The organism is Idiomarina sp. H2 (assembly GCF_004364275.1).
Lineage (GTDB): Bacteria > Pseudomonadota > Gammaproteobacteria > Enterobacterales > Alteromonadaceae > Idiomarina > Idiomarina loihiensis.
The window spans coordinates 366,267-388,617 of sequence record NZ_SNZY01000003.1 but is presented as its reverse complement, the minus strand read 5'-3'; the positions used below and the strand labels follow the sequence as shown (position 1 = coordinate 388,617).

The 22,351-nt window shown below is 44.0% G+C and carries 28 protein-coding genes; 14 read left to right on the top strand and 14 right to left on the bottom strand.

Going from position 1 to position 22,351, the window contains the following annotated elements; all coding sequences use genetic code 11:
• Nucleotides 1–6: 6 nt before the first annotated feature.
• Complete coding sequence (locus DET62_RS05945; RefSeq protein ID WP_110013349.1) at nt 7–666, bottom strand: inovirus Gp2 family protein; 660 nt, start codon at nt 664–666, stop codon at nt 7–9.
• A gap of 249 nt (nt 667–915) precedes the next feature.
• Nucleotides 916–2,271 (bottom strand): hypothetical protein, encoded by a 1,356-nt coding sequence (locus DET62_RS05940; protein ID WP_166635851.1) that lies wholly within the window; start codon nt 2,269–2,271, stop codon nt 916–918.
• A gap of 148 nt (nt 2,272–2,419) precedes the next feature.
• On the opposite strand from DET62_RS05940, the gene DET62_RS05935 reads away from it, so the two are divergent.
• Nucleotides 2,420–3,199: a hypothetical protein gene (locus tag DET62_RS05935; protein WP_110013347.1), complete on the top strand. Its 780-nt coding sequence runs from the start codon at nt 2,420–2,422 to the stop codon at nt 3,197–3,199.
• A 186-nt stretch (nt 3,200–3,385) separates the two neighbouring features.
• On the opposite strand, the gene DET62_RS05930 is transcribed toward DET62_RS05935, so the two are convergent.
• The gene (locus tag DET62_RS05930; protein ID WP_243734842.1) at nt 3,386–4,048 is read right to left on the bottom strand and encodes a LysR substrate-binding domain-containing protein; all 663 of its coding nucleotides are present in this window, start codon (nt 4,046–4,048) and stop codon (nt 3,386–3,388) included.
• Nucleotides 4,049–4,329: 281 nt separating this feature from the next.
• On the opposite strand from DET62_RS05930, the gene DET62_RS05925 reads away from it, so the two are divergent.
• The 3 genes from DET62_RS05925 to DET62_RS05915 are packed head-to-tail and all read left to right on the top strand — an operon-like array spanning nt 4,330 to nt 5,427.
• Nucleotides 4,330–4,548 (top strand): DUF2798 domain-containing protein, encoded by a 219-nt coding sequence (locus tag DET62_RS05925; protein WP_110013345.1) that lies wholly within the window; start codon nt 4,330–4,332, stop codon nt 4,546–4,548.
• A gap of 1 nt (nt 4,549) precedes the next feature.
• Nucleotides 4,550–4,831, top strand: coding sequence for a putative quinol monooxygenase (locus DET62_RS05920; protein ID WP_110013344.1), 282 nt, complete (start codon nt 4,550–4,552; stop codon nt 4,829–4,831).
• An 8-nt stretch (nt 4,832–4,839) separates the two neighbouring features.
• Nucleotides 4,840–5,427: a cysteine hydrolase gene (locus tag DET62_RS05915; protein WP_110013343.1), complete on the top strand. Its 588-nt coding sequence runs from the start codon at nt 4,840–4,842 to the stop codon at nt 5,425–5,427.
• 83 nt (nt 5,428–5,510) lie between these two features.
• Here DET62_RS05915 and DET62_RS05910 read toward each other — a convergent pair whose 3' ends face one another.
• A complete protein-coding gene (locus tag DET62_RS05910) occupies nt 5,511–6,362 on the bottom strand; it encodes a LysR family transcriptional regulator (RefSeq protein ID WP_110013342.1) in 852 nt (283 codons plus the stop codon).
• Nucleotides 6,363–6,497: 135 nt separating this feature from the next.
• Between DET62_RS05910 and DET62_RS05905 the strand changes: the two genes are divergently transcribed.
• Nucleotides 6,498–7,220, top strand: coding sequence for an NAD(P)H-dependent oxidoreductase (locus DET62_RS05905; RefSeq protein ID WP_110013341.1), 723 nt, complete (start codon nt 6,498–6,500; stop codon nt 7,218–7,220).
• On the opposite strand, the gene DET62_RS05900 is transcribed toward DET62_RS05905, so the two are convergent.
• A complete protein-coding gene (locus tag DET62_RS05900; RefSeq protein WP_208107580.1) occupies nt 7,217–7,801 on the bottom strand; it encodes a TetR/AcrR family transcriptional regulator in 585 nt (194 codons plus the stop codon). The two genes, DET62_RS05905 and DET62_RS05900, sit on opposite strands and share 4 nt — an antisense overlap.
• A gap of 78 nt (nt 7,802–7,879) precedes the next feature.
• On the opposite strand from DET62_RS05900, the gene DET62_RS05895 reads away from it, so the two are divergent.
• From DET62_RS05895 to DET62_RS05860, 8 genes are all read left to right on the top strand, one after another.
• Entirely contained in the window at nt 7,880–8,362 is a 483-nt protein-coding gene (locus DET62_RS05895; RefSeq protein ID WP_166635823.1) for an HPP family protein, read from the top strand.
• A gap of 344 nt (nt 8,363–8,706) precedes the next feature.
• The gene (locus tag DET62_RS05890; protein WP_110013371.1) at nt 8,707–9,024 is read left to right on the top strand and encodes a multidrug efflux SMR transporter; all 318 of its coding nucleotides are present in this window, start codon (nt 8,707–8,709) and stop codon (nt 9,022–9,024) included.
• Between the two features lie 143 nt (nt 9,025–9,167).
• Nucleotides 9,168–10,187, top strand: coding sequence for an NAD(P)-dependent alcohol dehydrogenase (locus DET62_RS05885; RefSeq protein ID WP_110013340.1), 1,020 nt, complete (start codon nt 9,168–9,170; stop codon nt 10,185–10,187).
• 56 nt (nt 10,188–10,243) lie between these two features.
• On the top strand, nt 10,244–10,459 hold the full coding sequence (locus DET62_RS05880) for a DUF1653 domain-containing protein (protein WP_110013339.1): 216 nt from the start codon (nt 10,244–10,246) through the stop codon (nt 10,457–10,459).
• Nucleotides 10,460–10,468: 9 nt separating this feature from the next.
• Nucleotides 10,469–11,002, top strand: a complete 534-nt coding sequence (locus DET62_RS05875; protein ID WP_110013338.1) for a DUF1543 domain-containing protein — start codon at nt 10,469–10,471, stop codon at nt 11,000–11,002.
• 92 nt (nt 11,003–11,094) lie between these two features.
• A complete protein-coding gene (locus DET62_RS05870; protein ID WP_110013337.1) occupies nt 11,095–12,105 on the top strand; it encodes a prolyl oligopeptidase family serine peptidase in 1,011 nt (336 codons plus the stop codon).
• 148 nt (nt 12,106–12,253) lie between these two features.
• Nucleotides 12,254–12,799 carry a DUF924 family protein gene (locus DET62_RS05865; protein WP_110013370.1) on the top strand — a complete coding sequence of 182 codons (546 nt, stop codon included), beginning with the start codon at nt 12,254–12,256 and terminating at the stop codon, nt 12,797–12,799.
• Nucleotides 12,800–12,898: 99 nt separating this feature from the next.
• A complete protein-coding gene (locus DET62_RS05860; RefSeq protein ID WP_110013336.1) occupies nt 12,899–14,950 on the top strand; it encodes a TonB-dependent receptor in 2,052 nt (683 codons plus the stop codon).
• A gap of 61 nt (nt 14,951–15,011) precedes the next feature.
• Here DET62_RS05860 and DET62_RS05855 read toward each other — a convergent pair whose 3' ends face one another.
• Together DET62_RS05855 and DET62_RS05850 are read right to left on the bottom strand one after the other, a co-directional pair.
• Nucleotides 15,012–15,935: a D-2-hydroxyacid dehydrogenase gene (locus DET62_RS05855; RefSeq protein ID WP_110013335.1), complete on the bottom strand. Its 924-nt coding sequence runs from the start codon at nt 15,933–15,935 to the stop codon at nt 15,012–15,014.
• A gap of 146 nt (nt 15,936–16,081) precedes the next feature.
• The gene (locus DET62_RS05850; RefSeq protein ID WP_110013334.1) at nt 16,082–16,915 is read right to left on the bottom strand and encodes an NAD-dependent protein deacetylase; all 834 of its coding nucleotides are present in this window, start codon (nt 16,913–16,915) and stop codon (nt 16,082–16,084) included.
• Between the two features lie 158 nt (nt 16,916–17,073).
• Here DET62_RS05850 and DET62_RS05845 point away from each other — a divergent pair, with 158 nt between their 5' ends.
• Nucleotides 17,074–17,700, top strand: coding sequence for an OmpA family protein (locus tag DET62_RS05845; RefSeq protein WP_110013333.1), 627 nt, complete (start codon nt 17,074–17,076; stop codon nt 17,698–17,700).
• Between the two features lie 25 nt (nt 17,701–17,725).
• On the opposite strand, the gene DET62_RS05840 is transcribed toward DET62_RS05845, so the two are convergent.
• From DET62_RS05840 to DET62_RS05810, 7 genes are all read right to left on the bottom strand, one after another.
• Nucleotides 17,726–18,313 carry a DUF938 domain-containing protein gene (locus DET62_RS05840; RefSeq protein WP_110013332.1) on the bottom strand — a complete coding sequence of 196 codons (588 nt, stop codon included), beginning with the start codon at nt 18,311–18,313 and terminating at the stop codon, nt 17,726–17,728.
• Nucleotides 18,314–18,408: 95 nt separating this feature from the next.
• Nucleotides 18,409–19,917, bottom strand: coding sequence for a PH domain-containing protein (locus tag DET62_RS05835; RefSeq protein WP_110013331.1), 1,509 nt, complete (start codon nt 19,915–19,917; stop codon nt 18,409–18,411).
• The gene (locus DET62_RS05830; protein ID WP_243734843.1) at nt 19,910–20,452 is read right to left on the bottom strand and encodes a PH domain-containing protein; all 543 of its coding nucleotides are present in this window, start codon (nt 20,450–20,452) and stop codon (nt 19,910–19,912) included. Before DET62_RS05830 ends, DET62_RS05835 begins: the two co-directional genes overlap by 8 nt.
• A gap of 126 nt (nt 20,453–20,578) precedes the next feature.
• Nucleotides 20,579–20,986: a BON domain-containing protein gene (locus DET62_RS05825; RefSeq protein WP_110013330.1), complete on the bottom strand. Its 408-nt coding sequence runs from the start codon at nt 20,984–20,986 to the stop codon at nt 20,579–20,581.
• A 73-nt stretch (nt 20,987–21,059) separates the two neighbouring features.
• On the bottom strand, nt 21,060–21,353 hold the full coding sequence (locus DET62_RS05820) for a hypothetical protein (protein ID WP_110013329.1): 294 nt from the start codon (nt 21,351–21,353) through the stop codon (nt 21,060–21,062).
• A gap of 10 nt (nt 21,354–21,363) precedes the next feature.
• Complete coding sequence (locus tag DET62_RS05815) at nt 21,364–21,735, bottom strand: phage holin family protein (RefSeq protein WP_110013328.1); 372 nt, start codon at nt 21,733–21,735, stop codon at nt 21,364–21,366.
• Entirely contained in the window at nt 21,722–21,979 is a 258-nt protein-coding gene (locus DET62_RS05810; RefSeq protein WP_110013327.1) for a DUF883 family protein, read from the bottom strand. The genes DET62_RS05815 and DET62_RS05810 overlap by 14 nt, the downstream gene beginning before the upstream one ends.
• Nucleotides 21,980–22,351 lie beyond the last annotated feature (372 nt).

Here is a 22,351-nt window from a genome sequence, read left to right as displayed (position 1 = left end):
CCCCTGTTAGTTTCTACTGCAATTGAATGATTTTCTGCTATCTCCGTAATGTTTGCTCTTAAGTTTTGCAAAATAACTGAGGCGATAAAACGCATCCTGGTAAGACACTGAAGCTCGTCCCTCATTTCGCAGCAAGTGGTAGCTGGCGTTATTTACGAAGTGCACACCGCCAGCCAATTCGGAAATATTTAGCTTTAACGCACTTGCCCAGGCTCTCTTGATAAAACAAGCCAAACTAGTTTCGCTACCGCTGTACTTACCGAGTCTTCCAAAGTAACTTTCGTTGAGAACCAAGGCAACGTGGTAATGCGGCTTCTCAGAACCTTCTTGCTCTAGGCACCAAACATATCGAATGGTACAAGGATGGACACGGTTATAGCTACTTAAACGTCGTTTGCTGTCTGTTGCAAATTGGTATTTTAATGCTTCGAAAAACCGAGTAATGGAGTTTGATTCAGATGCATACTCAGCAGTTACCGGGAACCTTAAGTCAAAGCGTACTACAAGGACCCTTGCGTGATCATCCATCGCTTTTGCTAGAACTTGCTCAATTGATTGAAGGTAATTGATAGCTAAAGGGCCTTTGTAGTTGTAGACCCTTAAACCGTTGTAGAAACTCTCGTAGGTCAACCTAAGGTTTGTATTATCAGGGGTTCTTCTGTTCATGACGACTCCTTGTATGATTGGTTATGTGTCATACAAGTAGTCAGCCATGTAAAACTTTATTGGTATTGCTTAATGAGCAGCTTTGATGCTGCTCTAGTGGCCTATACAGTTACTCTATATGTATATTAATTATTACATACATCCCGCAGAGTAATTTTTCCCGGTATAGCGTGTGAGGCCATGCGCGTTCCGCGTATATTGTGATTCTGATTAAATATCAATAGCTTTAATTGCAACGGCAAGGGGTACTCAATCGACAACCAACAAATTTTGAGATGAAGAAAAGAAGTTCTTACTCGCCGGGTATAGCATGAATTTTTTTTGTCTTAGTTCGTCACTAGGCGTGCCTGAAAATTGTTGGCTATTTCGAACTGCACTTTGGATTTTATTGAATAGGTCAATTGCTGCATTAGCCATAAAATAGCTGACCGCCTCACTTATTTTATTGGCCTGGTGATATTCCATGCTTTTAGTTAGTGGGCCAGTTATCATTTTGGAGATAGCATCGAAGAACAAAGCGTGTTGATCATCTAATGTCGCATTAGAGGCGTTATCTTTTGGTTCTGCCGAGTCTGAATGGGGAAAGCCAGAACGTCTTAATTCACTTATGACGACTTCCTCAATTAAGAAACAGAAATGTTTGTAGGGTCGGTCCCCAATGGGAGGCTCGGTCTTAAACAGCTTGCGGAGCATGGAAAAACCATTATTCGTTAACTCCTCCGGTATAGAGTGCTTAATTCCTTGTTGTTTGGGTAGGCCTTTAAGAGCGGCCAGTATGTGGCTACTGCTACTAAGTGCTGCGAGATCAAGCAGTAATGATATGGTTGGCCTTACAGGGTTGTCGAACAGGATGGTTTTAGTATACAGGCCGTTTAGCTCATAGTTTTTAACCACGATGTCAGGTTTTAAAATCAAGGTCGATTTCGCTTTGTCTATTAAGCTGCTTCCAACAAACCCTCCGACTTGCTCCGATAGTAGGCCTAGCTTCTGAAATTGTGAAAGATGGCTTCTCAGTGTCTTGGTTGTAATACCTAACAATGAAGCGAGTTCACCATGCTCAGTCTTGATTATTCCATCTTCATTGGCTCGGCAAAGAAGGGTTCCAAAAGTTATTTGTTGCGGACGCATGAACCGAACCGCACCAATCGCATTACTTTTCTGTGCTTGTCCTTTGCTTACGACTTTAAAGTTCTCTGTATCATCGAGCTTATCTTGGCTGACATTCAGAAGGTCGGCTGTGTCGCCTCGATTAGAGGTTATCAGTTTTATCGCCATCTCCGAAAATGGCGGTTTGTGATTGGATGCGTCGGTTTCAAAGTCGGTAACAGAAAAACTAACTCTACCATCTCCTTTCGATAAGTTTGACGTGACTAGGTACTCTTTCGTCACTAACTCAGTTAATTCCGCATGGTAGTTATTTTTTACATATACGCCAATGTCGCTACTCTGTAACTGCAGGTTTTCTTCGCGCTTTTCCGTCGTCAAAACAAAGCGGCGGTGGTTATTTTTGTTGGTCCACTCGATTAAATTTATAAGTAGGTGTTTTGTCTTTAGAGATATGGGATACTCGTCCGTTAATACGGTTACTGACTTGTGATGATTCATAAACGACATTTAATGTTGTTGCTATTGGGTATACCTTAAACCGTATTACGTCAAATGTCATTTTAATGTTGTTTTGTCGACCTATATAGTCACATATGTTTTTTTGAGTCGTCGTTGGATGGCTAATAGAAGAAATCGGGAGAGATACATGAGTCGAAAACCGAAATCACTCGAGCGAGTTGCGGCAGAGGAAATAGATCTAAATTTTGATCGCGACGATGAAAAGTTCGATTTAATCGACCAGCACGTTGCCGAAGAATTCAGCTTTGTAAGTGCTAAAAATCGTGTCCTTTTTTATCGATGGCTCGAGCTCTTTCTCGACAAATATCCGACCCGATCGCATGTCGATTTACATGGCTCAGTAAAAAGTGACCAATTGCTTACATCTGAAAAAGTTGCTGCTTTATTAAGCATCCCCGAAAGAAGTTTAGACTTAAATTCTTATTGGAAGAGAGGAAGCAGAGCGATTAGAGATAGAGTTAAAGAGGAAAATAAGGCGGAAAGGGACAGAAAAGTCGTCATACCTATTTCAGTGAGTCGACGAGACAAAGACAGGTTCGAAGACTTCAAGCATGGCCTTGATTACGAAGCTACTAATAAGGACGCCCTGATTGAATTACTTAATTTGAGCGAGAGCTTTGAGCCTAAAGTGAAAAAGCGCGTGCGAGAACAGTATAAGAAGCTCTTGGAGCAAAACGAGAAACTAAAGAAGGCATACGAGAGTAAGTTAACAAAGGCGGAAAACCGTAGACGTATAGAGAGGCTTGAAGAGGCTCTCGATATGTTGCTCGATGCTAGCTTTGGTATATCTGTGGATGAATATCTTAAACATCATAGACAACTAAAGGCGTTGGAGGAAGGGCATAAGCGGATTGCAGCCGAAAACAGTTCCTCGACAAAGAATGACGATACTGAGAAGTTCGAATAGCAATGTTTTAGTACTATTTGGTCGGAGCGTTTACATGAACTTTTAGTCGGTATCGTCGACGGTTCGGAGACTGTAAAAGATTTTGTGTAAATGGCTGATTGCACTGTTAAATCCGATCTTGATACATAATCTCGAACTGCGCCATTGCCGGTTTCCAGTAGCGCCTTTTTTGTCTTAACCACAAATTTATAAGAGTAAACGTTCTCCGCAAAATTCAGGCCGGTCACCTGTAACTGAATGAATTATGTCAATAACCAGCTTGCCGTTCTTTGTAGGCTTCCTGCTTCCGTGCCACAGTACATAAAGTGGTCGTTTGGGCATGATGGCATCTGTCTCGATGTACTTATAGAGTGAATGGTTACTAAGTTGACAGATTTCTGTCATTGGCAACATACCAACCCCTAAACCGGCTTCAACCAGTCTTCTTACTATTGAAATATCGTCAATATGCGAAACCTTTTTAAAGGAAGCGCTGAGAGAAGGCTCAATTGAACCGATTTGATGTTCTCCAAACGGTAAGAAAAGAATGTCGTTGGGTTGAGTATCCTTTTTAGCTACCAGAGCGGTGGCAATAGTACCTAAGCGCCTTTGATAATAAGACGAGTCCTTTTGCTCTCCGACTCGAAGAGCTAGGTCAAAATTGGTCTGGCTGAGCAACTGGTTCTTATTGTTTGCGTGTATGTCCAGAGTGATGTTATCGAGCTTGGAAATAATCTCTTTGATCGCCGAAAACAAAGCGCTGTACAACAAATTATTAGGGGCTATTAGCTGAAATCGTTGTGAGAGTTCGTGTTTCTTGCGAAGCGCTGAGAGCGCCTGGTCAACTGGCAATGCCGCTTCATCGAACACAACTTTTCCGTAATTGGTTACGATTATTCCTCGCGGCGTTCGCTGTAATAGAGGCTGCTCAAAATAATCTTCCAGAGCTGTCAGTTGTCGAGATATTCTTGCGGGGCTTGTATTCATTGAACGCGCGACAGCGTTAATACTGCCTGCGCGGACAACTTCAATAAATGTATAAAGCTCATTTAGCATCATCATTTTTGCAAACTAAGGTTTCAAATATAAGTATTCGTTAAAGCATACAATAACTCTATAGTGACATCACACTGTTGATTGGAAAGGCTGCTATGAAATATCAAGTAACCCGGGTAGGTCTCCTAACTCTTTTGATGTCGTTCTTAATGTCGTTTTGGATTACCTGGGTAAACCTCGGGTTTACTCATAGTTTTATTCATGACTGGCTTACGGCTTTTCTCTTAGCTTGGCCTGCTGCATTTGTTACCACCTTTCTTTTAATGAAGCCCGTAGAAGTGCTTACTTCGAAGATACTGACTAAGGAGTTTTGACATGTTAAACATTGTTGCAAAAATCTCACCAAAAACAGACCAATTCGACAACTGCCTTGAGAGGATTCAAGCAATAGTGCCTGATACGCGAGAAGAACCGGGCTGCCTTCGTTTCGAAGTCTATTGCGATAAAGACTCTCAGAATATCTTCCTGATTGAACGTTTTACTAATACTGCAGCGTTAGATTCACATTATGCAAAAGACTACACAAAAGATGTTTTTAGTTTTTACGAAGAAGCGTTAGCTAGTCCGGTGCGTGTCGATAAAATGTATGAGGTGTAATTTGGGCTATGAAAACTACAAATGAAAAAACTGCGTTGGTGCTTATCGAGTTCCAAAATGAATGGTTAAGTGAGCAGGGTATCTTACACCAGAAGCTGGTTACCGATAAAAGCCAGTTAAGCGCTGCGCATAGAGGGGGAAAACAATGGTTGGCAAGAGCCAGAAAAGAGGGAATGCATGTCGTTCATGTTTTAATGAGACCAGATGAAAATTACCAAATATTTGGCGAAGCTCACTTGGGATTGCGTGCAGCTATTCCTGCTGTTGGCAGTTGGAAACAGCAGATGGCAGATATCCACCCAGATTTTAGACCTTTGCCAAGGGAGCATGTTATCAGGGAACGAGTTGGAGCCAGTGCTTTTGCTGGCTCGAATCTTGATGCTTATCTGAGGAATAATCGTATATCGACGATGATACTCTGTGGGTTTGCAACTCATGTTTGCGTTGAATCAACGTTAAGAGAAGCTCATGACAAAGGCTATGATACTTATGTTGCCAAAGATGCTGTTGCAGCATTCAACCAAGAGCAACAAAGCTTCTTTTTCTCACAGGTTGTTCATCATTTTGGTGACGTAATATCACTTAGTAGAAGTTAATTTAAGTGCTGTTTTAATCTGAAAAGATATTATATCTGAGCAGACATTTGCCATGTGTCTGCTCATTTTAGCGTTAACATGAGTTACGGTCTTAAAAGTCCCTCAACCCAATCTAGAAACTGGGTTGCACTTCTGGTTTCGAAGCTTCTTTTATTTGGCACGTAATAGCACAAATCAGATTCTACCGGTTGAGTTCCAAATTGCTGGAGAAGATTAGCTTCTAACAACCGTTTTGTAAGTGTCGTAGAGCAGAATACAAGTCCATTTTCTGCCATAGCCTGCTGGATCCCGAACAGCTCTTGATCAAATTTTTTGAGTTTAATATTTGACCCTTCCAGTCCATTCATCGCTAACCAGGCCTCTAATGGCGCATCTGGTAACGCTTTATTTTTCCATTCAGTGGTAAAAAGGGTAACGGGCTTATTTGACCAGGAAGGGGGCTTCACTTCAGAAGCACCGAAAACGTTGAAGGATTCGGACCTAATGACATCCGAAGGCTCAATAACTGTAGAATCACCAAAACGAATTGGAATAATGTAGGACTGATTGTCGACCGACTCACCGGTAGATATTTCGACACAAATACCAGGATTGATTTTCTCAAATTCGTTCTGGGAAGGGATAAGCACCATAGCTGCTAGTGATGACGTTGTTGTTACTCTAACCTTGCTGCCAGAGGCCACCAGCTCTTCCAGAGAGTTTTCAATTTCCCGGAATCCGGCGGAGGTCGCTTCAGCTAACCTTTCACCAGCCCGGGTTAACGCTATTCGCCTTCCTTGCCGGTGAAACAAGTTTGCATTTAACCGGCCTTCCAGGTTGCTAATGTGGTGCGAAATGGCTGTTGGCGTCAGCGAAAGCTCTTCCGCAGCCAGCTTGAAACTCCCCCGACGTGCGGCCGCCTCGAAGGCCTTAAGTGCTTGTAGTGATACCTGCATTGTCATCCCCTAGCCGGAAAAAAAGCGTTCAATATAGATGAGTTTAACTCATCTATAAATGTATTTTTCTCGTTTGTATTATTCTGCTCAGACTCAGAAAATAGCTCCTGCTATTCAGCAACTAAGGTAATGAATATGAGCAGGTTATTACACATAGATTCGAGTGTTAGAGCTGTAAGTAACACGAATCCAGACCACAATTCTATATCGAAGAATATAGCTCTACGATTTATTGAGAAATGGAGGAAGAATCGGCCTAAAGATGAGTATATTTATCGTGATGTTGGAGTGAACCCGCCGGATTTTATTACTCAGGATTGGGTTGGTGCGGTGTTTACCCCCTATGAGAAAAGGACTTTAGAGCAGAAAGAGAGACTGACGTTATCAGATAAACTGATAGATGAAGTGTCAGCAGCCGACGTTATCGTGATTTCATCACCCATGTATAACTACGGAATGCCGGCTCAGCTAAAAGCTTGGTTTGATCAAATTGTGCGGATAAACAAAACCTTTGATTTTGATCTTTCACGAGGGGATTTTCCTTTGCAGCCTATACTTTCAGGTAAGACATTGATAACAGTGACTTCCAGCGGTGAGTTTGGTTTTGAAAAGGGGGGAGTAAGAGAAGACTCTGGCCACCTGACACCACACCTACGAACACTGAGCAAATATTTAGGCGTGGACACAATGTATGAAATAGCCTCTGAATACCAAGAGTTTGGTGACGACAGACACCGTATGTCGGTAGCCAATGCAAAAGACCGGGCAGAATGTCTTGCATCGGAACTTAGTATTTCAACTCCGGGGTCATTGACGAAGGGTAAGGTTGCCAACTCTGATCTAGGTATAACTATTTAATCTCCCAGGGCACCTTCTATTATTGTCTGGGCTTCCTTAGCGGCATTAAGGTTGCCCTGAACGTATGCCAGAGAGATAGCGCCTTCCTTTAATAGAACAATTAATTGTGTGATTTCATCAGCTTTCTTTTCCGAAAGAGACAGCAGATTTACATGCTTGCGAATTAATGCCGTAACGCAGGCCTTATGCTCAGCACAAGCTCTGTGAATGGCGCTTTTCTGGTCCCCAAACTCAGCGCTGGCATTGACGAAGAAGCAGCCATGGAAGTTATCGATATCTGGTACACGGTTATGAAACCAATCATCCAGGGCATTAAAAAGTTCGAATAAAGCGTTCTTGCCCGCAGGCACATGCTCTAATCTCGATATAAGCCAGTCCCGGTAACAGCTGTCGCGATATCGGATGGTTGCTTCGACCAGGTGCTCCTTGCTGGGAAAATGATGATAAAGCGTTTTCTTGGCCACACCAGATTCCGCTAACACGAGATTCACTCCCACCGCGTGGATGCCCTTAGTATAAAACAGTTTAAAGGCCGTACGAATCAGCAATTCATGCTTGTCCATGTCTACACCTTGTTTCATCACATCCCCTTATCTTGACACAAGTAGACAAATCTGTCTATTCTAAGTAGACCAATCTGTCTACTTGGGGTTTTACTTATGTATAAACGTCTTACTACTTCTCGATTTTCTGTTCCATTGATAGCGGGCTTGGGAGCGATGTTGTGTATTACCGCCTTAAGCGGCCTGGGCACAACTGTCGAGTCTTTTGCATGGTTAATGGCACCTTTCGGGGCCACCATGGTCATTCTGTTTGGCTTACCGGAAAGCCCTCTGGCACAGCCCCGAAACATCATCATGGGGCATGTATTAACTACGGCAATTGGTTTGTCTGTCGCTTCTGTCGTAAGTGTTAGCCCTTGGTCTATGGGGTTAGCAGTAGGTTTGGCGGTAGGTTTGATGCTGCTGACCGATACTACTCATCCACCCGCAGGAGCTAACCCGCTTGTTGTTATGCTAGCCGGCGAGCAATGGGATTTTTTATTTATGCCAGTCACAGCTGGAGCCGTTCTGATTGTTGTTTTCGGAGTCATATATCACCGATTAATTTCCGGGCATGATTATCCGAAGCAATGGCTATAGGGAGTCTAGTAATTAAAAAAGAATAACAGAGATACATAGGGGAAATTTAAGATAAGCGATTTTAATTTGAGTCGGATACGGCGATAAACAGGTTTTAAGATGTTAAGTTGGGCATGGGCACTGTCTAAGGGGGGAAGGTTACTATGTAAGGTTTGATGTATTCCTGGTTGTATTCCTGTGTGATTTTATTTTAATTAGTGTAGTTTAAAAACAAAAACTTATAGTCTTAATAAAACTCCCGCCAGCTCCACCAATTCCATATAAAAAGCCGCTCATTTGAGCGGTTTTTTTGTGCCTGCTATTATCACAGCCGAAACTCGCGACACAAAAGAGGAGCCATGAACATGGCCTGGATATACCTAATAATAGCCGGACTGCTTGAAATAGGCTGGCCTGTTGGCTTAAAAGTATCGCAGGAGCCGGAGACTCGCTGGCTTGGCATTGGCATTGCTATTATTTTCATGCTTTTTAGCGGCGTGATGCTCTGGTTAGCCCAACGCGAAATACCCATAGGCACAGCTTATGCTGTATGGACAGGCATAGGTGCGGCCGGCACCTTTCTGGTTGGTGTACTTTACTTCGGAGATCCATCCTCCATAGCCCGTTACGCAGGGGTAGCCCTGATAGTCGCCGGCGTTATCGTCCTTAAACTTGCCAGCTAAACCTCGCCATTCGTTGCTATAAACCAACATAGGTTGTTGCGTCAAAATAAGACATATACTAAATGAATGGCGATTTACTCTGATCCAATACCCCCTACTAAAAACTACTATTTAACACACACTTCAGTTAGAGGACTGTGAACATGACGGATAAAATTAAAGCGTTAAGACTGAAAGAGCCGTTTGGGCTGGATAATATTCAGGTCACCGAAATGGACGATCCGGGTCAGCCGGGGCCGGGAGAAATTCGCGTTAAAGTTAAAGCCAGCTCGCTTAATTTCCATGATTACGGGGTTGCGGCCGGCTTTATTCCAACAGAGGACGGGCGCATTCCTATGTCTGACGGAGCCGGTGTAGTAGAAGCCGTTGGCGATGGTGTGGAAGAGTTTGAGGTAGGGGATAATGTTGTTTCTACTTTTTTCCCTTACTGGCAAAGCGGACCCGCGCCAGTAGGCGACTTCCGTAATACCCCGGGCGATGGAATTGATGGCTACGCCCGCGAAGTTGTGGTGCGTCCAACCCAGTTCTTCACTCATCAGCCGAAAGGTTATAGTCATGCGGAATCAGCCACCCTGACCACGGCTGGCCTAACTGCCTGGCGCGCTTTGGTGGTAGATGGCGGTATTAAGCCGGGTAACTCGGTGCTGGTACTGGGGAGTGGCGGTGTGTCCGTATTTGCCTGCCAGTTAGCGAAGAGCCTGGGCGCAACGGTATTCGCTACGTCGTCCTCTAATGACAAACTCAAGCACTATAAAGAGCTTGGAGCGGATCATCTGATTAACTACAAAGAAGACCCGGAATGGGGCAAAACGGTTCGTAAATTAACCAATGGCCGTGGTGTTGATCATGTGATTGAAGTTGGCGGGCCGGGTACCTTGCCACAGTCTATTAACGCGGTCGCTATTGCAGGGCATATTGCGTTAATTGGTGTGCTGACCGGAAGCGAAGGGGAAGTTCCAACCGCTAGGCTAATGGCGAAACAGGCACGCTTGCAGGGGCTAATTGTTGGTAGTCGAGATAACCAGAAAGACTTTGTACGTGCCTTAGAAGCCAACGGCATTAAGCCGGTCATTGATAAAACTTTTGCGCTGGAAGATTTGGCGGATGCTTTTCGTTATGAGGAATCAGGCAAGCACTTTGGCAAGATTTGCGTAGAGTTTTAAGTTATTCTGGCAGAACAATTGATATGTTGAAAAAGAGACTTTCGGGAACCTGAGATATGACCATAAACCCAGGTATTTATGAACATTATAAAGGCGGGCGGTATCGTGTTATCGATACTGTACGTCACAGTGAAACGGAAGACTGGTTAGTGCTCTATCAGCCTATGTATGGCGAGCAAGGGCTTTGGGTGCGTCCGTTTGATATGTTTGTTGAAACCGTTTTTGTTGACGGTAAAGACTTGCCACGATTTCGCTTTATTGGCAATGAGTGAGGTAGCTTGATGAGCGAAATAGATAACAAACTGTTTTTAGCCTACATTGGCGGTACAGCACCCGGCGCTAACATCGAGCTGCACGATATCCGCTTTGTTGTTGGTAAGGAAATGGAAGACACCTACGACATTATCCGCCGGCAGTGGTTTGGCACTCAGAAAGGTCTGCATCTCGACAGTTTTGTTCATTTGCATCATGTCGATGGTTACCGTATTCATCTAGTGTCAGAACAACCAGAGCAACGCTCAAATAAGCAATTGTATTTTGTGAATTTCGGCGGCTACTTTACCAACCAACTCGCTGAGTATCACGATTTTATCCTGGTGGTGGCTGACTCACCTGCGGCCGCTAAACAGCAGGCTCGGGCAAAGGTATCCCAAGCGGGTTTAGCGGGTGCTGAGCTAATTCATAAAGACGATCTACTTGCAGTAGATGACTGCCTTTGCCTCGACCTTATCGATAATCACTTTGTGACCTTAGAGTTTGATGGCCAGCAACAGGCGTTGGTGCCAGACTGGAAAGGCTACCAACCGTTGCCGTAGTTTCTGCATCCACGTTTGTTATTTGAATCATCATAAAGTAAGTTACTAAATGTGTTGATTAAATTTCGGTAATTAAAGTCCAGGGAGGGAAGATGATAAAAACAATAAAGCAAACCCTTATTCTTAGCCTTTTCACTGTAACTGGTTTGACAGCTACTTCCGTGCAGGCGGAGCCCGAGGTTAAATTAGTAGGTAAAAGTGACTGTTTTAGTGGTGCCTTCGCCAGTTATGAGAGCTGGATGAAGAAAATTGCTCAGATGAATCGAGATAAGCCTAATACTGAAAAAATCTTAAAGAAGGTGAAAGCTTTTTATAAAAAAGAAGACTTTAAAAACTTTCAGGAAAACCTTGAGTGCAAGAATTTCATTTATAAAGTCAATGAGGCCATGGTTCACGGTTATTATATCGCGCCCAAAGGTCAGTCAGACTTACCTGTCATTATTTATAACAGAGGCGGTAACGGTAGCTTCAGTAGCTGGATATTTCCACGGGTTTATAACAAGCTTTTTGAACTAGCTGATGAAAAGAATGTGGCAATTTTTGCATCTAACTACAGAGGAGCGGCTCCTAAACTGCCAGGTAAAGACGAGTTTGGCGGAGCTGATGTAAATGATGTTGTGGCTCTGCCTCAGCTATTTGAGCATTTCCCTAATGTAAACCCAGAGAACGTTGGACTATTCGGCTTTAGTCGCGGGGCAATGCAGTCGCTTTTAGCCGTAAAGCATGGATTAAGTGTTGATTCGATAGTTCTGCATGCGGGTCAGTACGATTTATTTGAGGGGCAAAAACATCGTCCTGAAATGGAACGTGTGCATAAAGCGCGCATTCCAGGCTATGAGCAAAACAAAGATGAAGAACTAAAGAAACGTTCAGCTGTGTTTTGGATGGACGAAATTGATAATGACATTCCTATTCTGTTGATACACGGAGATAGAGACAAACGCGTTTTAGTCAATTCCAGCATTGGCCTGGATAAAGTCCTTGAGAAAGAAGGTTTTACTCATAAGCTTTCGATATACGACGGTCTGGGACATAGCTCTTTTCCGAGACAAAAAGAAATTAGAGAAGAGATGATGTCCTGGTTTAGAAAATACTGGGAGTAGCTTTTTAGCAGTTATCATTCGGATACCTCACTCCGGTTTGGTAGTTCTGCGTTACCGGGCTGTAATTGAGTGAAGCCAGTGCATGCGGTCTCTGAATCGTGTTTTCATTTTAATTAGTTCAAGTAAGTTTCTGATAGAGATCCTTAATATGGTTGCTAAAGCAGAAGACGTTATCGATTTTTGGTTCAAAGAACTCAAGCAGCAGCAATGGTTTGCAAAAAGTGACAAACTCGATGAGAACATCAAGGAGCGGTTTTCCGGTACACTAAGCGCTGCCGCGGCAGGAGAATGCTGGCAATGGAGAGAGACAGCGCATGGACGGCTGGCTGAAATTATCGTGTTAGATCAGTTTTCACGCAATATTTACCGTGATACACCGTGCGCTTTTTCACAGGATGCAATGGCACTGGTGTTAGCGCAAGAGGCGATAAAAGCCGGTGCTGACAATTCGTTAGAGGCAGTCGAAAAAGCGTTTTTGTACATGCCCTATATGCACAGTGAATCAAAGCTTATTCATGAGCAGGCTATGCGGCTCTTTGACCAGTCTGGTCTTGAAAATAATTATAAATTTGAAGTGAAACATAAAGAAATTATCGACCAATTCGGTCGTTATCCCCACCGGAATACTATTTTAGGGCGTCCATCGACTCCGCAGGAAGAAGCGTTTCTTAAACAGCCGGGATCCAGCTTTTAGGCTTATCGCTGAAATTCGCTTTTCTCTCTCAAATTTCAACATGGAGGTTTGTCTTTAAGGTAAACTACCGCGAAATTTTTTACAGGGAAGATTCGATTAATGAAGGCTTTTAAACGCACGCTTGTCTCGGTTGTTGTGTCTGGTGTTTTATTGAACTGTGCTGAAGTCTCTGCACATGATGGTATCGAGCGAATTTTAGTTTCAGGTCATCAGGCGAATTTACTGGGGCAGGCGATGTCTGCTTCTGAAGGTGTGCTGGGCCAACCAGAAATTAGCATTCGGCCGATGTTGCGTACAGGCGAGTTAATGGAATTGATCCCTGGTATGAGTGCGACTCAGCACAGCGGGAGTGGGAAGGCGAATCAGTATTTTTTGCGGGGTTTTAATCTTGATCACGGTACGGACTTTGCCACCTATGTTGATGGTATGCCAGTTAATATGCCAACCCATGGTCACGGTCATGGCTATACCGACATCAACTTTTTGATTCCGGAGATTATCGACCAGGTTGTCTATCAAAAAGGCTCTTATTATGGCGATGTCGGCGACTTTTCCGGCGCCGGAAGCGTCGGTTTCAGTACGCAGATGAGCCGCAAAAAAGGGCTGGCTAAAGTCAGCGTGGGAGAGGATGCTTACCAAAGGTTGTTATTAGCCGATAGTGTATCGCAGAGCAGCCGCAGCGGTACGCTATATGCACTTGAGTACCAAACCTACAATGGCCCCTGGACGGACATTAACGAAGACGTTAATAAGCTCAATGCGGTAGTGCGGCATAGCATCCGAACCTCCGACGGTGTTCTTACTTTTGGCGCGATGGGCTACGAAAACGAGTGGAACAGCGCGGATCAAATCCCATCCAGAGCGGTAAGTCAGGGCATTATTGACGAGTTGGGCTCTATAGACAAAACCTTGGGTGGAAAGACGCATCGATACAGCCTCAATGCCATTTACACCACTGCAGATTATGCCTTGACGGCTTATGTTATTGACTATCAACTGTCGTTATTTTCAAACTTTACTTATTATCTGGATAACCCCTTAACGGGCGATCAGTTTGAGCAAGTTGATGACAGAAAAGTGTACGGGGCTTCGGGAAACTGGCATTTGGATGACAATATTACTCTTGGTTTTTCAACGCGCTACGATGATATAAACGAAGTGGGTTTGCACCGTTCGCAGCAAAGAGAGCGGTTGGGAAGCGTTAGAAGCGATGCGGTAAATGAGTGGAATGCAGGGCTTTATATCAGTCACGACTATCAATGGACGGATAGACTGCGCACCAATTTTTCGTTGCGTTACGACTACTTTAATTTTGATGTTAATTCATTAATTGATACCAACAGTTATGGGGTCGACCTCACCCCAAATAACGGTGAAACCTCGGACAGCCTTTGGTCTGCCAAGGGAAGTGCAACCTATCTGTTAACTAACGAGACCGAAATTTATCTATCAGCCGGACAGGGTTTTCACTCCAATGATGCCCGGGGGACAGTATCACGTGTTGATCCAAAGAGCGGCGATGCGGTTAATACTGTCGACCCTCTGGTCAGAACCTTCGGTTACGAGTTAGGCCTGCGTTGGCGACCTAACGCAAAATTCAATAGCTCGTTGGTTTTATGGGCTCTGGACCAGGACAGCGAATTACTGTTTGTGGGCGACGCTGGTAATACAGAAGCCAGCCGCCCATCAAAAAGGCAGGGGATTGAACTGGCCGCCTACTACAATGTTAGCGAGCAGTTAAGCTTTGACCTTGAGTACGCTTACACTGATGCTGAGTTTGATGATGGCAACATTCTTGCTCAGGAAATTCCGGGATCGATGGAAAATATTCTCCAGTTGGGCGTGACCAAACGCTTCAGCGGCAACTGGTTTTCTACTGTACGCATGAGATATCTTGGAGAACGTCCCTTAGTTGAAGATAACTCGATACGTTCGCAAAGCTCGACTGTGGTCAATTTCTTGCTTGGCAAACGGTGGAACGCGTGGGCGATGAATGTACAAGTACTCAATGTGTTTGACAGTAATGACCACGACATTGATTATTTCTATGCCTCGCGACTGCCTGGTGAACCCGCATCTGGCGTAGAGGACGTGCATTACCATGTTATGGAGCCAAGAACCGTGCGCTTCGAATTAAGCTACGAATTTTAGGGTTTTGTTACGGCCTTAAAAACTGTAGCCATTGTTGCCAGTTGTTGAGTGACGTGGGACTTTAAATGCTTTTTATATTTTCTGCGGTAAGCTCCACAATTCGCTGCCGTGCTTCAGGAGTCGTCCACGCATTATGCGGCGTTACAATAAGGTTTAGTCCTTCGTTCATCGCGTCCAGTAATGGGTTACCGTCTTTTGGCGGCTCCTGAGGCAGTACGTCGGCCGCAACACCGCCAATTTTACCGGCTCGGAGTGCGTCAGCAACGTCCTGTTCATTGATGACTCCTCCGCGGGCATTATTGATGACAAGTGCGTCTTGCTTACAACGTTTTAGGTTGTCAGCGTTAAGCAAGTTTTTAGTGTTATCGGTTAGCGGGCAGTGGAACGAAATAATATCAGCGCCGGGGAGCAATTCGTTCAATGACGGGCGTGAGTCATCGGTTTTACCGGGTCTTGCGGAAAATTCAACAGCCATGCCAAAGGCTTCCGCCAGCGTTTTCACAGCCTGGCCCAACTCACCAGAGCCAACAATCACTAACTTCTTGCCTGCCAGCTGAATGGTGGAAGGCTCTAACAAACAAAACATCGATGAGTTTTGCCAATCCCCGGCGGCAACACGCTTTTGCATAATCGGGAGTTTAGTAGCCAAGGCTAACATCATCATTAGGGTATGCTGTACAACGCTGGCGGTACCATAAGCTTCAACATTTTTAACCGAAATATTTAATTTTTCGGCGGTTGCTGTATCAATGTTGTTCATGCCCGTTGCTAATACGCAAATGAGCTTCAAGTGTGCCGCGCTTTCAAGGGTCGATTTATTGATAACCACTTTGTTGGTTATGACAATCTCAGCATTTCTTATACGTTTACCAACCTCTTCTGGTGTCGTCGAATCATACAAAACTAAGTCATCGACTAGCTCCTCAATGGCAGAGAGATCGATGCCATCGCCCAGAGTTTTTGCATCCAGTATCACTGCTTTCATGCTTGCGTCCTCATGGTTTGTATCCGTATTTAATGCGCATATTACCAAAAATACTAAAGAGCATTTTATAAAAGACTGATCTTGCTCGTTCAGCGGGCGAAGAATTTAGGGTACTATTCGCGGTACTATTCGCGGCATTATTCGTGTCAAAAACCACTAATAATTGATACCAGTACGTCTTTTATAGCGCAATTGAGCTTCAAAGCTGCTAAGTCATCCGCTCGCGTTCTTCCCAGTGTCAGTAACGCCACTGGCTGATTGTTTTGATGCGCTTGTCGCGCGAAACGGTAGCCAGAAAAGACCATAAGTGAAGTACCTATAGCGAGCAGGGCACTGCTTTTTCGCAATTCCTTCTGGGCTTCTTCAACACGGAGCCGGGGGACATTGTCACCAAAGTAAACTACGTCTGGTTTTAAAATACCGCCACAACGTCGACAGTCAGCTATTTTAAAGTTTTCAAAGTTAGCTTCTAAGTCAGCATCACCGTCCGGTGCTGCGGTTGCTTCAAGAGCCGCAAAATCCGGGTTCATTGATAGGCTGCGTTCGTGCATTTCCAGGCGCGGGGTAATTTCCCGACAGCTCATACACACCATTTCGTTGGCGTACCCATGTAAATTGATGACATTGGTTGCTCCGGCTTTTTGGTGCAGACCGTCAACATTTTGCGTAATGATACTGCCAATTAAGCCTTGTTGCTGTAACTCAGCAATAGCGTAATGAGCTGGGTTAGGCTGAGCGTGATACAGAACCGGCCAACCGAACAAACTGCGCGCCCAGTAGCGTTTTCGTACACTCTCACTGCGCATATAATCCTGGTGCTGAACTGGAGGCGTACGCTTCCATTCACCTTTGCTGTCCCGGTAGTCTGGTATGCCTAAATCGGTGCTAATACCTGCGCCGGTAATAACCGTTACCGGGGCATTCTCCTGCAGGAACTGCATAAGAGCATCACTGGCTTCCGTAGGTTCTGTTATTGTCATATCGATGAAAACACAAACGAGAGTTACAACACTGATCGTAAGTTACCACTGCTGAGTAGTAAGAGGAAACAGTTAAGTAAAGATCCGCAAATTTTCTGAGTGACTATACTAAAGCATGCTAATTTCTTGAGCATCGACTGTTTTAAAGGAGTAAAAACATGAAAAAATTTGTCTTAACTATGATGATGTCCTCTCTTGTACTGGCTGGGTGTGCAAACATGAATAACACTCAAAAGGGGGCTGCAATTGGAGCTGTAACGGGTGCGTTGTTGGGTAAAGGTACTGGCGATAACGATAAAAGCCGGTATGTCTGGGGCGCGGCTGTTGGTGCTTTGGCCGGTGGAGCAATTGGCTCATATATGGACAAACAGGAAAAGGAATTCAGAGAGGAACTGGCTGACAGTGGTGTGAAAGTCATACGGGACGGCGATAATCTCCGTCTTCAACTACCGAGTAACATCACATTTGCGACCGGAAGCGCGAATATTTCTCAGAGCTTCTCCCCCGTATTGAATGATGTTGCACGAGTACTGCAAGAGTATGAGAAAACCACTATGCTGATAGAAGGGCACACCGACAGCACCGGATCCGCTGAGTACAATCAGCAGTTGTCGTTAAACCGTGCTAAAGCCGTAAGGAACCACTTGGTTGGCAGTGGCGTAGACTCACGCCGAATAACCACAGAAGGTTACGGAGAGAGTATGCCAGTGGCCGATAATGATACCGAAAGCGGACGCCAGCTAAACCGCCGAGTCGAGTTACGTATTATCCCCAATACCAAGTAAGAAAATGTTAGCCCTCGTGTGGGGGCTAACGCTGAAACTCCAGTAGTTTATTATTGGCAGGCATTGTGTGAGTGTGTTTTAGTTCAAACCCTTCTTTTCCCGCCAACTTTGTGACCCATTGCCAGTCCCGTATTCCCATTGTATTGTCACGCGATTTTAATGACGTGTGAAAAGCCCGGTTACTTTCGCTGGTAAAACGGCCGTTGTCATTAAAGGGGCCATAAATACATAACCTTTTGACTGACCGAAGGCCGCCCCCTAGATGCTCAAAAAGCTTTTCAACACCCTTTTCAGGCATAATATGGCAAGTGTTCGCTGTAAACAGGGCGTCGAACTCCCCCTCTGGGGCAGCGTCAAATACATCGAAATTAATCGGCAACGGCTGACCGGATACACCGTCTTGTTTTATCCGTGCGGTGACTCCTGGTAGATACTCTTTTTGATCGCTGGCTTGCCAACAAAGATTAGGAAGTTGTCTGGCAAAATACACCGCATGTTGACCGGTGCCACTTCCCACTTCTAACACATGGTGACAGTCTGAAAAAGCTGATTTAAGAACATTGAGTATGGGGTCTTTATTGTTTTCGCACGCTTGCGAGAAAGGTAATTCCATAAAGGCTCGCCTATGTTGTTTGGTTCAGTCGAACAGTGTCGCAGAAAAAACGACTAAAATAGCGAATGAATGAAAAGTGAATCGACAATTTTTTGCTACATCCACGATTTTTTTAACGCTTCCACTCGATAAAGACAAATATCAATGAAACTCTTTCCTGTTTTGTCTTTTATGAAGGGGAGCGTTTGTCCGCCGCAGGCTAATACAAACTTCACGGAACACAATTGAAAGCGGCGCATAAACCAGCTTTGGGAAAATCGAGTTTGTTGAACTTTATGAATAGGGAAACATCGGTAATTAATTCCAATTAGACCTTTTCTTAAGTAGATAAACTGCTCGTCAATTGCGTAACCCCATCGTTTCCAGCGCAATGTAATCAAGGCGGTGGAGAGTATGAAAAGCGCGACTGACGCTATAGCGAGATCTGTATTTCCAACGTAAGTGAGAATGACCGCAAGTGGAATGAATAGCCAAAATGCAATGAGTGTGTTTCTTACTGCAAGCCGCTTGCTAACGGGCTGATAATCTATTGTGCTTAGTTGGCTGTTCGGCCAGGTATGTTTTGCTAAACCGTGTGCCTCATCAAAAGTAACTGAGGGGACAATAATTTTTCCGCCTGAATCTTCACCTGACTGACGGTTCTGCCCTGCGTTAATTTGTTCAAACTTAAGGTTCACCCTTTGTAATAGCCTATCAAGCCAGTTTTGTTGGTAAATGATCATTTGTAGACGAGACAGCTTCATAACAACTTCATGGCGTGTAAAAAGCCCATTACGGCGAATGTAGCGGTCATCGCTACGGGTTAATTTAAAATCATAAAAGGTGATAACGGAGCCTAAAACTGAGAATAACGCCATAAGAGCAATAACAACGAAAGCAATTGACAGAAAGAGTAAGACATACTCCCAAATAGCGTACTGAGAAGAGCTCATTAAAGCATCGACGTCAACGCCCAGGCCTTCCAGACTCTTAGTCAGCTGGTCTGAAATTGAGTTAAAGAAAGGTGCCAACGCCCCCAGAACAATCCAGATACGGTTGCTGGCCAGGCCGTGAAGGACCAGGTCGCGAATGGAACGGGAATTTAAAAGTTGTTCTTTTTCGACTTGCGAAGCGTCTTGTTCTGTTGAGCTTACACTCTCGGCCTTATATTCGAGTATTTCCTTTTTCAACGATTCAGCGACGTCTTTGTGCAAAGCGATAATTTTGGCTTCTAATTTACTTGAGCCTGCCGTGTCCAACAGCATGCAAATATGGTTTGTGGGGCGATAAAAAATAGGTTGTTCGAAACGAACGTTTTGTATTCGCTCGAAAGGAAGATCAATGTGTGTTTTTTGAAACACGCCTGAATGAATTTGAACTCGCCCTTCGGTTAGCCGGTATTGGTAGAAATAAAACTTCAACAGCGCTGTTATGGTAATGAACGCCAGAAGAGCGACAATACCCAAAAATATTGCCAACGGGTTCTCGGAAAATTGATTGTAGCCAACGAGTAAACCCGGAAGTAGGTAAACTAGGTTACTACCAACATTTTTAATAAACTGAACGGCAAAGTAAAGGACGGCTACGGGTGATAGTTTAAGCCATTGGTTTTGGTAATTAATCATTTGCCGCAATATCACTGTGAGTTAATACATATGAACGGATTTCGAGAGCCTTTTCTTCAGGTAAGCCTGGTATCGAAAACGTATACATAGATCCTCCGGCACTAAAAATGTCGAGGCTGGCTAACCCAAAGTGTCGATCAATAGGGCCATGCTTTAGTTCAACGTGCTGTATACGCAAAATGGGTTGGCTCACAACCGATTTAAAAATAACGCCACTACGGTAACTAAAGTCATGTTCGCGTATGGCATAGCCTTTTTTCTTATCAGCAATAACACCGTAGCCAGAGGTTAATAAACCAAAGGCACCCGTGGCTAATTGTAATTCCGGCAAATAAAGCTCAAGAGCTGGCGGCAGAGGGAACCAGGGTTGCCAGTAAAGAAGTAAAAGTAAGCTGACAAGAATTAACCAAAACACTAAGCGGCACATTAAGTTGACTTTGACATAAACGCTGCTGAGTGGCGTGTAGTGTTGCTCACTAATTTGGGGCAGATTATCGGGTGCTATAGTTTGATTTTGAAAGTTATCGGTTGGCATTGTCGTTTTTATCTAATTGTTATTATGCGGTAAAGTTAGCAGGAATTTGATAGCTGTTCTAGGTTTAAAGAGATAAAAAAAGCGGCTTAAAAAGCCGCTTTTTATGCAATGAGTATTACGGATTACTTATTGTTCTTCACGAACCTGCAGGTTATTTTCGATGTCTTTCACACCTTTAACCGTTGCTGCAAGATTCTCCGCTGTATCGATATCTGCTTCACTTTCCACAAAACCGGACAGCTGAACAATACCATTACTGGTTTCAACGTTAATGTTCATGCTGCTTAAGTTGTCATCTTCGAAAATGACCGCTTTAACTTTCGTTGTGATGACAGCATCGTCGACATATTCAGCAGCGCTTTCAGCTTTCTTTTCAGTATAGCTTTGTGCTTTCTGAGCGGCATCTTTCGTTTCCTGCATTGCATTTTCCGCTTTAGATTCCGCTTTCTCGGTTTCTGCTTCACTGCAACCGGAAATTGTTAGCATTGAAAGTGCTATTAAACTTGCTGGTAGTGCCATTTTAAAATTCTTCATGGGTAACCTCCTGTTATTGAAAAATCGTTACCACAATCACTATAGCTGTATATTCGGGACTTTACGGTCATCTTTACAGATGTTTTGCAAAGCTGGTGATAGTTTGGGCGCTGGTGAATATTCTTAATACTTTAAACACAACACTCGTTTTTGATTTTTTCTGCTTTGAGGAGATTTTCTTTTTTGGCCTGTCTGAAAGTTTACCTATCAGAAAGCCAGTACCGGCAGCAAAATAAAGAACAGCAGGAGACGATAGTTTGTCACAAGTTGTGGAGACCACCTGTCGTGAGCGAACTTTTAAAGCCAGCTTACGGTGTTGAAGGTTTTGTTCCATTTGCGCAATTTCATTGTCCAGGCTTGATGTCATAAAGCCTCCATTAAAAATTGCTGGTTGTTTTGGAAAAAAGTAGATCGCGGCTTCGCTGCTTTATACGTTTAATGAGGTAAAACGCAATGCCCAGATGACAGACGGCAATAATGATAAGTGCTGTTGGCAGAGATAAGAGGCCGTTATTTACAACAGCGGCTACAGCGGCTGCAACTAACACTCCCCAAGCTGATAAAATTAAGCAGCTCGCCATAACAGCGAAGGCGACCATGCGGACAAAGCTTTCTCCGGCCCGCCGAGTTTCCAAACCCGCCAACTGAAGCTGTGCTTTAACCACTCCGCGCACTTCGTTTTCAAGTGCGCGAACCTGCTGAAGCAGGCTTTCGGTATCTTTCGTTTCGGTTTGATTATGAACGGTCACTGAACAACCTACTCAACAGATAACCACTTGCAACAGCGATTCCTACCGATTTTAATGGATTCTTTTTGACGTAATCAGTCGCGTTGGACACCCACTTTTCTTCAGCTGCTTTAAAACTTTGTCCTTTTTCACTGAGGTTGTCAGAAGCATGCTTAGCTGCATCAGCGACTTTATCGATGGTGTCGTGAGCTTTATTAGCTGATTTATTGACTGTCTCTTCAGTTTTAGCTTGATTGTTACTCATAATACCCTCGTTTTTTACGTGGAAGTTACTTATTAGGAAAGACGCTAAATGCAATATATGCAAATTTCTTTACATAGCTTTACGGGCTATTAAGAGAAAAGAATCTCCTCTTAATAGCGATAAACTAAAACCACAATAAGTACAGTGTTATTCTATAATTTGACGGGGATCAATATTGTTATTACCGAGTTTGAATAAACTTCAATGAAGAATTCAAACAGAGGTAACGACCATGAGCTTATGGACAGAGTTTTTTAAGGACCCAGTAATATTCTTTTCTTTTAGCGGTCTGGCAATTGTGATTGGTATGTGTGTTTTCTACGCTATTTTCTTTTATTTAAAAATGATTAAATCGGAAAGAAAACGCAAAAA

Bases quoted from the DNA above. Each gene is read 5' to 3' on its own strand.
- DET62_RS05945 (WP_110013349.1), bottom strand. From the start codon at position 666: ATGAACAGAAGAACCCCTGATAATACAAACCTTAGGTTGACCTACGAG.
- DET62_RS05940 (WP_166635851.1), bottom strand. From the start codon at position 2,271: ATGAATCATCACAAGTCAGTAACCGTATTAACGGACGAGTATCCCATA.
- DET62_RS05935 (WP_110013347.1), top strand. From the start codon at position 2,420: ATGAGTCGAAAACCGAAATCACTCGAGCGAGTTGCGGCAGAGGAAATA.
- DET62_RS05925 (WP_110013345.1), top strand. From the start codon at position 4,330: ATGAAATATCAAGTAACCCGGGTAGGTCTCCTAACTCTTTTGATGTCG.
- DET62_RS05920 (WP_110013344.1), top strand. From the start codon at position 4,550: ATGTTAAACATTGTTGCAAAAATCTCACCAAAAACAGACCAATTCGAC.
- DET62_RS05915 (WP_110013343.1), top strand. From the start codon at position 4,840: ATGAAAACTACAAATGAAAAAACTGCGTTGGTGCTTATCGAGTTCCAA.
- DET62_RS05910 (WP_110013342.1), bottom strand. From the start codon at position 6,362: ATGCAGGTATCACTACAAGCACTTAAGGCCTTCGAGGCGGCCGCACGT.
- DET62_RS05905 (WP_110013341.1), top strand. From the start codon at position 6,498: ATGAGCAGGTTATTACACATAGATTCGAGTGTTAGAGCTGTAAGTAAC.
- DET62_RS05900 (WP_208107580.1), bottom strand. From the start codon at position 7,801: ATGAAACAAGGTGTAGACATGGACAAGCATGAATTGCTGATTCGTACG.
- DET62_RS05895 (WP_166635823.1), top strand. From the start codon at position 7,880: ATGTATAAACGTCTTACTACTTCTCGATTTTCTGTTCCATTGATAGCG.
- DET62_RS05890 (WP_110013371.1), top strand. From the start codon at position 8,707: ATGGCCTGGATATACCTAATAATAGCCGGACTGCTTGAAATAGGCTGG.
- DET62_RS05885 (WP_110013340.1), top strand. From the start codon at position 9,168: ATGACGGATAAAATTAAAGCGTTAAGACTGAAAGAGCCGTTTGGGCTG.
- DET62_RS05880 (WP_110013339.1), top strand. From the start codon at position 10,244: ATGACCATAAACCCAGGTATTTATGAACATTATAAAGGCGGGCGGTAT.
- DET62_RS05875 (WP_110013338.1), top strand. From the start codon at position 10,469: ATGAGCGAAATAGATAACAAACTGTTTTTAGCCTACATTGGCGGTACA.
- DET62_RS05870 (WP_110013337.1), top strand. From the start codon at position 11,095: ATGATAAAAACAATAAAGCAAACCCTTATTCTTAGCCTTTTCACTGTA.
- DET62_RS05865 (WP_110013370.1), top strand. From the start codon at position 12,254: ATGGTTGCTAAAGCAGAAGACGTTATCGATTTTTGGTTCAAAGAACTC.
- DET62_RS05860 (WP_110013336.1), top strand. From the start codon at position 12,899: ATGAAGGCTTTTAAACGCACGCTTGTCTCGGTTGTTGTGTCTGGTGTT.
- DET62_RS05855 (WP_110013335.1), bottom strand. From the start codon at position 15,935: ATGAAAGCAGTGATACTGGATGCAAAAACTCTGGGCGATGGCATCGAT.
- DET62_RS05850 (WP_110013334.1), bottom strand. From the start codon at position 16,915: ATGACAATAACAGAACCTACGGAAGCCAGTGATGCTCTTATGCAGTTC.
- DET62_RS05845 (WP_110013333.1), top strand. From the start codon at position 17,074: ATGAAAAAATTTGTCTTAACTATGATGATGTCCTCTCTTGTACTGGCT.
- DET62_RS05840 (WP_110013332.1), bottom strand. From the start codon at position 18,313: ATGGAATTACCTTTCTCGCAAGCGTGCGAAAACAATAAAGACCCCATA.
- DET62_RS05835 (WP_110013331.1), bottom strand. From the start codon at position 19,917: ATGATTAATTACCAAAACCAATGGCTTAAACTATCACCCGTAGCCGTC.
- DET62_RS05830 (WP_243734843.1), bottom strand. From the start codon at position 20,452: ATGCCAACCGATAACTTTCAAAATCAAACTATAGCACCCGATAATCTG.
- DET62_RS05825 (WP_110013330.1), bottom strand. From the start codon at position 20,986: ATGAAGAATTTTAAAATGGCACTACCAGCAAGTTTAATAGCACTTTCA.
- DET62_RS05820 (WP_110013329.1), bottom strand. From the start codon at position 21,353: ATGACATCAAGCCTGGACAATGAAATTGCGCAAATGGAACAAAACCTT.
- DET62_RS05810 (WP_110013327.1), bottom strand. From the start codon at position 21,979: ATGAGTAACAATCAAGCTAAAACTGAAGAGACAGTCAATAAATCAGCT.